This is a genomic window from Gemmobacter sp. (genome assembly GCF_046292685.1).
Lineage (GTDB): Bacteria > Pseudomonadota > Alphaproteobacteria > Rhodobacterales > Rhodobacteraceae > Wagnerdoeblera.
Window position 1 is genome coordinate 44482 of record NZ_JBKBQM010000019.1, and the last position, 7312, is coordinate 51793.

A 7312-nucleotide genomic window follows, 5' to 3' on the forward strand; every position below is an offset into this window, starting at 1 on the left:
CCTGCCCGGGCCACCTTGCCGTTTTCCGGGCGACGCCGCCCCCTGCCGCGGAAGGAAACCCGCCATGCAATGGCTCGAACGCCATGTGCCCAAGCTCGTGCTTGCCCCCAGCTTTGCCGCCGTGCTGATCTTCGTCTATGCCTTCATCGGCTGGACGGCCTGGGTTTCGTTCACCCGTTCGCGGCTGATGCCGAACTACGAGATCGTCGGCCCGATCCAATACGAACGCCTGTTCGCCAGCCCGCGCTGGGACACCGCGATGAGCAACCTGTTCGTCTTCGGCACGCTGTTCATCCTGATTTCCATGGTGCTGGGGCTGTTGCTGGCGATCTTTCTGGACCAGAAGATCCGCACCGAAGGGGTGCTGCGCACCATCTACCTTTACCCGATGGCGCTGTCGCTGATCGTGACCGGCACGGCGTGGAAATGGATCCTCAACCCCGGTCTGGGGATCGAGGCGATGGTCCGCGGCTGGGGGTTCGAATCGTTCACCTTCGGCTGGCTGATCGACCCGGACATGGCGATCTACACCGTGGTCATCGCGGGGGTCTGGCAGGCATCGGGTTTCGTGATGGCGCTGTTCCTGGCCGGCCTGCGCTCGGTCGATGGCGAAATCATCAAGGCCGCGCAGGTCGATGGCATCCCCACCCACCGCATCTATTCGGCGATCATCATTCCCAGCATGGCGCCGATCTTCCTGTCGGCCTTCATCGTGCTGGCGCATCTGGCGATCAAGTCCTTCGACCTGGTGATCGCGCTCACCGGGGGCGGCCCCGGATACGCCACCGACCTGCCGGCGACCTACATGTATGCCATGGCCTTTTCGCGCGGCGACATCGGGCAGGCGGCCTCCAGTGCAATGGTGATGATGGCTGTCGTGTTCGCCATCGTGGTTCCCTACCTCTATTCCGAACTGAGGGCGAAGCATGACTGACGTTTCCGCGCCCGCGCGCCCGCGCGCCCCGCTTTCGCGGCTGGCCCTGCGCTGGGGGCTTTACGCGATGCTGGCCCTGTTTGCGGCCTGGTATCTGATGCCGCTGTTCGTGATGCTGACCACCAGCCTGAAAAGCCTGGAGGAAATCCGCACCGGCAGCCTGGTCGCCTTGCCGCGCGAGGTGACGTTCCAGCCCTGGATCACCGCCTGGTCATCCGCCTGCACCGGCATCCAGTGCGAAGGGCTGCGGCCGTTCTTCTGGAACTCGGTCACGATGGCGGTGCCGGCGGTGCTGCTTTCGACGCTGATCGGGGCGATGAACGGCTATGTCATCGCGCAATGGCGGTTCCGGGGGGCGAACCTGATCTTTTCGCTGATGCTGTTCGGCTGCTTCATCCCGTTTCAGGTGGTGCTGCTGCCGATGGCGCGGATGCTGGGCATCCTGAACATGGCCGGCACCATTCCGGGGCTGATCTTCGTGCATGTGGTCTATGGCATCGGCTTCACCACGCTGTTCTTCCGCAACTACTATGTCACCATCCCGGCCGAGCTGGTGAAGGCCGCCAAGATCGACGGCGCGGGGTTCTTCCGCATCTTCTGGTCGATCTTCCTGCCGCTGAGCCTGCCCATCGTGGTGGTCACGGTGATCTGGCAGTTCACCCAGATCTGGAACGACTTCCTGTTCGGGGTGTCGTTCAGCCAGGCCGGCACCCAGCCTGTCACCGTGGCGCTGAACAACATCGTCAACTCCACCACCGGCGTGAAGGAATACAACGTCGACATGGCCGCCGCGATCATCGCCGCCGCACCGACGCTGCTGGTCTATGTCGTTGCCGGAAAATACTTCATCCGCGGCCTGACCGCGGGTTCCGTGAAAGGATAGTCCCATGGCCCGCATTCTGGAAATCGACGGCCTGTTCAAGAACTACGGCAGCACCGAGATCCTCAAGGACATCAACGTCAGTATCGACAAGGGCGACTTCCTGGTGCTGGTCGGGCCTTCGGGCTGCGGCAAATCCACGCTCTTGAACTGCATCGCGGGGCTGGAGCCCATTTCGGGCGGCACCATCCGCATCGCCGGCCAGGACATGACCCATGTCAGCCCCAAGGACCGCAACATCGCCATGGTGTTCCAGAGCTACGCGCTCTACCCCACGATGACGGTGGCCAGGAACATCACCTTCGGCATGCAGGTCCGCGGGGTCGACAAGGCCACGCAAGCCGCCAAGCTGGCCGAAGTGGCGAAACAGCTGCAGATCGACCATCTGCTGAACCGCCGCCCCGGGCAACTGTCGGGCGGCCAGCGTCAGCGGGTGGCAATGGGCCGCGCACTGGTGCGCGACCCGGCGCTGTTCCTGTTCGACGAACCGCTGTCGAACCTCGATGCCAAGCTGCGGGTGGAAATGCGCACCGAAATCAAGCGCCTGCATCAGGATCTGGGCGCCAGCATGGTCTATGTCACCCACGACCAGATCGAGGCGATGACGCTGGCCACCAAGATCGTGGTGATGAAGGGCGGCGTGATCCAGCAGGTCGGCACCCCGGCCGAAATCTATTCCCGCCCCGCCAACACCTTCGTCGCCGATTTCATGGGCAGCCCGGCGATGAACCTCATCCCCGCCCGCGCCAGCAGCGGCCGGATCGAGATCGACCGCGCGGGCGATGCCCCGCTGGTGCTGACCGACCCGCGCGTGTCGCTGCAAGGCGACATCCTGCTGGGCCTGCGCCCCGAAGACATCACCGAGGCCGGCACCCGCACCGGCCCGCATGTCCAGACCGGCGAGGCGCGGGTGGACGTGGTGGAACCGGCCGGCGCGGATACCTTCGTGGTGGCGAAACTGGGCGGCAAGGCGGTGACCGCGCGCCTTGCGGCGGATACCCGCGCGCGCGCCGGCCAGCCGCTGGCCTTCGGCTTCGATCTGGCCAAGGTCAGCTACTTCCGCCCCGACACCGGCGAACGGCTGAACTGAGCCGAAGACCCGCCTGCCCCGAGGAGGCCCCGGCGCAAGGCCGGGGCGGGTTTCCGGCTTCGCCGGCCTCTCGCCAAGGCTGCATTTTCTGTCCATAAGTATCCCGGGGTCCGGGGCAGCGCCCCGGGGCCTGCCCGATGCGCCCCGGCCGGGCCATGACGCAAGGGACGAAACCATGACCATCCTCGTCGCCGATGTCGGCGGCACCAACTGCCGCTTTGCCCTGGGCGAGAGGGGTCGGGGCCTCCGGGCGCTGGCCCGGCTGGCGAACGATGCGCATGCCGATTTCGCCGCGGCGCTCGGCAGCTACCTTGCCGCCCAGGGCCACCCGGCGCTGTCGGCCGCCTGCTTTGCCGTGGCCGGGCCGGTGACGCAAGGCAAGGCGGCGCTGACCAACCGCGGCTGGCATTTCGACACCGCAACACTGTCGGCGCAGCTTGGCGCACCCGTGCGGCTCATCAACGATCTGGCAGCGCTGGGCCATGCGCTGCCGCAGCTTGGCCCTTCGGCCAGCCTTGCGGTCTGGACCCCGCCTGCCGCCATCGCCAACCCCAACGGGCAGAGGCTGGTGCTGGGGCTCGGCACCGGGGTCAACGCCAGTCTCGTCGCCACCACCGGCAGCACCCCCGTGGTGCTGGAAGCCGAGGCCGGGCACCAGAGCCTGCCCCTGTCGGTCGCGCGGCTGCTCGCCCCGCATGTCCCCGATCCGGGCGCCCCCTTCCCCTCGACCGAGGAACTGTTCGCCGGCCGCGGCCTGGCCCGGTTGCACGGCCTCCTGCACGGCACCCCGCAGGACGGCGCCACGATCATCGCCGCCCATGCCGCCGGCAACCCGCAGGCCACCGCCACGCTCGATCTGTTCGCCCGGCTCATGGGCGCCTGGGTCAAGGACGTGGCCTTGCAATATCTGCCGCGCGACGGGCTGTTCCTCGCGGGGTCCGTCGCCCGCGGCGTGATCGAGGCGGGCTTCGCCCCTGCCTTTCTCGGCACCTTCACCAGCCCGCACCGCTTTCCCGACCTGGTGCAAAGCGTGCCGGTGCGCCTCTTGACCGACGACATGGCGGCACTTTCGGGCTGCCTTGCCGCGGCCTGATCCCCTTTCACCTTGGCGAAATATCCTCGGGGGGCGGGGCCGGCACGGCCCCGGCGGGGGGCAGACAGCCCCCCGGCGCGGCGCGGCCCCTCGATGGGGCCAAGCCGCGCGCCCCTATTGCAGGTCGGAAAACGCCGCCTGCAACCGCTCCACCGCCTGGGCCACCCGCGCCCGCGGCGTGGCAAGGTTGAACCGCAGGAAGCTCTCGCCGTTCAGCCCGAAGCTCGACCCGTGGTTGGCGGCGATGCCCGCGCCCTTTTCCACCCGGGCGATGAACTCGGCCGGCGCCATCCCGGTGCCGGCAAAATCCACCCAGGCCAGATAGGTGGATTCCAGCCGCATCGAGGCCACGCCCGGAATGGCATTCACCCCGGCGTCGAACACCTGCCGGTTGCCGTCCAGATAGGCCACCAGCGCATCCACCCACTCCGCCCCCTCGGGCGAATAGGCCGCCGTCGCCATGATGAGCCCGAAGGAATTGCCCGAAATCCCCAGGCCAAAGGCGTAATCGCCCACGCGCTTGCGCAAGGCGGCATCGGGGATGATGATGTTGCCGGTATGCCCGCCGGCGATGTTGAAGGTCTTGGTCGTCGCCGTCAGCAGGATCATCCGGTCCAGCGCCTCGGGCGCGGCCTTGGCCATGACCGTGTGGGTCGCGCCGGGGAACACCAGATCGTGGTGGATCTCGTCCGACAGCAGGATCAGGTCGTGGCGGCGGCAGAAATCGGCGACCTGGCGCAACTCCTCCACCGTCCACACCCGCCCGCCGGGATTGTGCGGCGAACACAGGATCAGCATCTTCGTGCCGGGGTCGATCATGCTGTCCCAGGCGGCGAAATCCATCTCCAGCCGCCCGGCGGCGTTCTTCAGCGGTAGTTCCACCAACCGGCGGCCCGAGCCGCGCACCACCTTTCCGAACGCATGATAGACCGGCGCCATCACCGCCACGCCATCGCCGGGGGCCGTCAGCGCCTGCACGCAGATCGCGGTGCCGTTCACCAGGCCATGCGCGGTCAGCACCCAGTCGGGGGCCACCTCCCAGCCGTGGCGGTTGGCCATCCACCAGCGGATCGAGTCGAGATAGGCGCGGTCATCGCCGAAATAGCCGTAGATGCCGTGATCGAGCATGCCTTGCAGCGCGCGCTGCACGCAGGCCGGCGGGCGAAAGTCCATGTCGGCCACCCACATCGACAGGCCGGTGTCGGCCGGCACGCCATAGAGCTTTTCCATCATGTCCCATTTCACCGAATGGGTGCCGCGGCGGTCGATGATCTCGTCGAAGTTCATGGGCTGCATCCTGCCTGTCGCGTTGCGCTGGTTTGTTCCGATTAATGCAAACAATGCGGGAAATCATCCTGAAAACATGCCGCATGAGATAACGTTGTCCCGATATAACTTGGCATTACGGAAAATCAACCTCTCCTCTGCCGGGTTGATGCCCGAAACCCATGCCATTGCGCGAAGGCCCGGGTTCTTCTAGATCATCGCCATGACCCTGCGCCCCATCCTGATCCATCCCGACCCGAGGCTCAAGAAGCCCTGCACCCCGGTGGACGCCATCACCGACGAGGTGCGCGCCCTGGCCGACGACATGCTGGCCACCATGTACGACGCGCCGGGCATCGGGCTGGCGGCGCCGCAGGTCGGCGTACTCAAGCGCATCCTGACGATGGACTGCATGAAGGCGCCCGAGCCGCCGCGCCCGATGGTGCTGATCAACCCGGAAATCGTCTGGAAATCGGCCGAAACCAGCGTCTACGAGGAAGGCTGCCTGTCGATTCCCGACCAGTATGCCGAAGTCACCCGGCCGGCCGAGGTGCGCGTGCGCTGGCTGGCGCTGGACGGATCGGTGCAGGAGGAACACTTCACCGGCCTGTGGGCGACCTGCGTGCAGCACGAGATCGACCACCTCGACGGCCGGCTGTTCATCGACTATCTCGGCCCGATCAAGCGCCAGCTCATCACCCGCAAGATGGAAAAGCTCAAACGCGACCGGGCGCGGAGCGCCTGATGGCCCTGCTGCCGATCCTGCGCTTTCCCGACCCGCGGTTGCGCCGCCCCTGCCTGCCCGTCACCCGGATCGACGACGACCTGCGCCAACTGGCCGCCGACATGCTGGAAACCATGTATGCCGCGCCGGGCCGGGGCCTGGCCGGGCCGCAGGTCGGCGCGCTGTTGGGGCTGTTCGTGATGGACCCGACCTGGAAGGAGGGCACGCCCAGCCCCCGGGTCTGCCTGAACCCCGAGATCGTCGCGGCCAGCGACGAAACCGCAACGCGCGAGGAAGGCTGCCTGTCGATACCCGGCGTGCCCTGCCTGGTGACGCGGCCTGCCGAAATCGCCCTGCGCTGGACCGACCTTTCGGGCGTGGTGCTGGAAGAGCGCCTGACCGGCTTTGCCGCCACCTGCGCCCAGCACGAGCTGGACCACCTGCACGGCCGGCTGTGCATCGACCTGATCGACGAACCAGCCCGGGTCGCCGCCTCGGCCGCGCTGCGCGTTATGGCGGCCGGCCCCGGCTGACCGCCCCCGCGCCCCGGGGGGCCGGCCGGCACCGGACCCCGGCGGACCCCTGCCCCTTTCCCCCGGCACCGGAGGCCCCATGATCCGCCCCTTCGTTCCCTGGCCCGACAAGCGCCTGCGCAGCCCCGCCGCGCCGGTGGAGGCCATCACCGACGACATCCGCCGCCTTTGGGACGACATGATCGAAACGATGGACGCCATGCCGGGCTATGGCCTGGCGGCGCCGCAGATCGGGGTGATGCTGCGGGTGGCGGTGGTGGACTGTTCCGAGACGCGCGGGCAGGCGGTGCGGATGGCCAACCCCGAAATCCTGCACGCCTCGGGCCAGATGCGCCAGCACGAGGAGGCCAGCCCCAACCTGCCCGGCGTCTCGGCGGTGGTGTCGCGGCCCCGGGCGGTCACGGTGCGGTTCCTCAATGCCGATGGGGTGACGGAGGAGCGGGATTTCGTGCATCTCTGGGCCACCTCGGTGCAGCACCAGGTCGACCATCTGGACGGCCGGATGTATTTCGACCGGCTGTCGAAGCTCAAGCGCGACATGCTGTTGCGGCGGGCGGCCAAGCTGGGGGCGGCGTGATGCGCGTGGTATTCATGGGCACGCCCGAGTTTTCGGTGCCCGCCTTGCAGGCGCTGGTCGCGGCCGGGCACGAGGTGGCGGCGGTCTATACCCAGCCGCCGCGGCCGGCGGGGCGCGGCCAGCAGCTGCGCCCGTCGCCGGTGCAGGCCGAGGCCGAACGGCTGGGCCTGCCGGTGCGCCACCCGGTGCGGCTGCGCGAGGCGGCCGAGCAGGCG

8 protein-coding genes and 1 pseudogene are annotated in these 7312 nt (G+C 67.9%); 8 read left to right on the forward strand and 1 reads right to left on the reverse strand.

Features of this window, described 5'->3' with window-relative positions:
* The first annotated feature begins 64 nt into the window (after window positions 1-64).
* The 4 genes from ACK4S2_RS07490 (at window position 65) to ACK4S2_RS07505 (ending at window position 3997) form a co-directional block, all read left to right on the forward strand.
* Window positions 65-934: a carbohydrate ABC transporter permease gene (locus ACK4S2_RS07490; RefSeq protein ID WP_409622358.1), complete on the forward strand. Its 870-nt coding sequence runs from the start codon at window positions 65-67 to the stop codon at window positions 932-934.
* Entirely contained in the window at window positions 927-1817 is an 891-nt protein-coding gene (locus tag ACK4S2_RS07495) for a carbohydrate ABC transporter permease (protein WP_409622361.1), read from the forward strand. Before ACK4S2_RS07490 ends, ACK4S2_RS07495 begins: the two co-directional genes overlap by 8 nt.
* 4 nt (window positions 1818-1821) lie before the next feature.
* Window positions 1822-2904: an ABC transporter ATP-binding protein gene (locus tag ACK4S2_RS07500; protein ID WP_409622364.1), complete on the forward strand. Its 1083-nt coding sequence runs from the start codon at window positions 1822-1824 to the stop codon at window positions 2902-2904.
* A 175-nt stretch (window positions 2905-3079) separates the two neighbouring features.
* On the forward strand, window positions 3080-3997 hold the full coding sequence (locus ACK4S2_RS07505; protein WP_409622367.1) for a glucokinase: 918 nt from the start codon (window positions 3080-3082) through the stop codon (window positions 3995-3997).
* A gap of 114 nt (window positions 3998-4111) precedes the next feature.
* On the opposite strand, the gene ACK4S2_RS07510 is transcribed toward ACK4S2_RS07505, so the two are convergent.
* On the reverse strand, window positions 4112-5284 hold the full coding sequence (locus ACK4S2_RS07510; RefSeq protein ID WP_409622370.1) for a MalY/PatB family protein: 1173 nt from the start codon (window positions 5282-5284) through the stop codon (window positions 4112-4114).
* A 202-nt stretch (window positions 5285-5486) separates the two neighbouring features.
* Between ACK4S2_RS07510 and def (ACK4S2_RS07515) the strand changes: the two genes are divergently transcribed.
* The 4 genes and pseudogenes from def (ACK4S2_RS07515) to ACK4S2_RS07530 form a co-directional block, all read left to right on the forward strand.
* Complete coding sequence (gene def, locus ACK4S2_RS07515; RefSeq protein WP_409622373.1) at window positions 5487-6008, forward strand: peptide deformylase; 522 nt, start codon at window positions 5487-5489, stop codon at window positions 6006-6008.
* Complete coding sequence (gene def / locus ACK4S2_RS07520) at window positions 6008-6520, forward strand: peptide deformylase (protein WP_409622376.1); 513 nt, start codon at window positions 6008-6010, stop codon at window positions 6518-6520. Before def (ACK4S2_RS07515) ends, def (ACK4S2_RS07520) begins: the two co-directional genes overlap by 1 nt.
* A gap of 79 nt (window positions 6521-6599) precedes the next feature.
* Complete coding sequence (gene def, locus ACK4S2_RS07525; protein WP_409622378.1) at window positions 6600-7097, forward strand: peptide deformylase; 498 nt, start codon at window positions 6600-6602, stop codon at window positions 7095-7097.
* Window positions 7097-7312, forward strand: a pseudogene (locus tag ACK4S2_RS07530) (methionyl-tRNA formyltransferase); the annotation flags it as partial. The gene def (ACK4S2_RS07525) and the pseudogene ACK4S2_RS07530, both read left to right, overlap by 1 nt.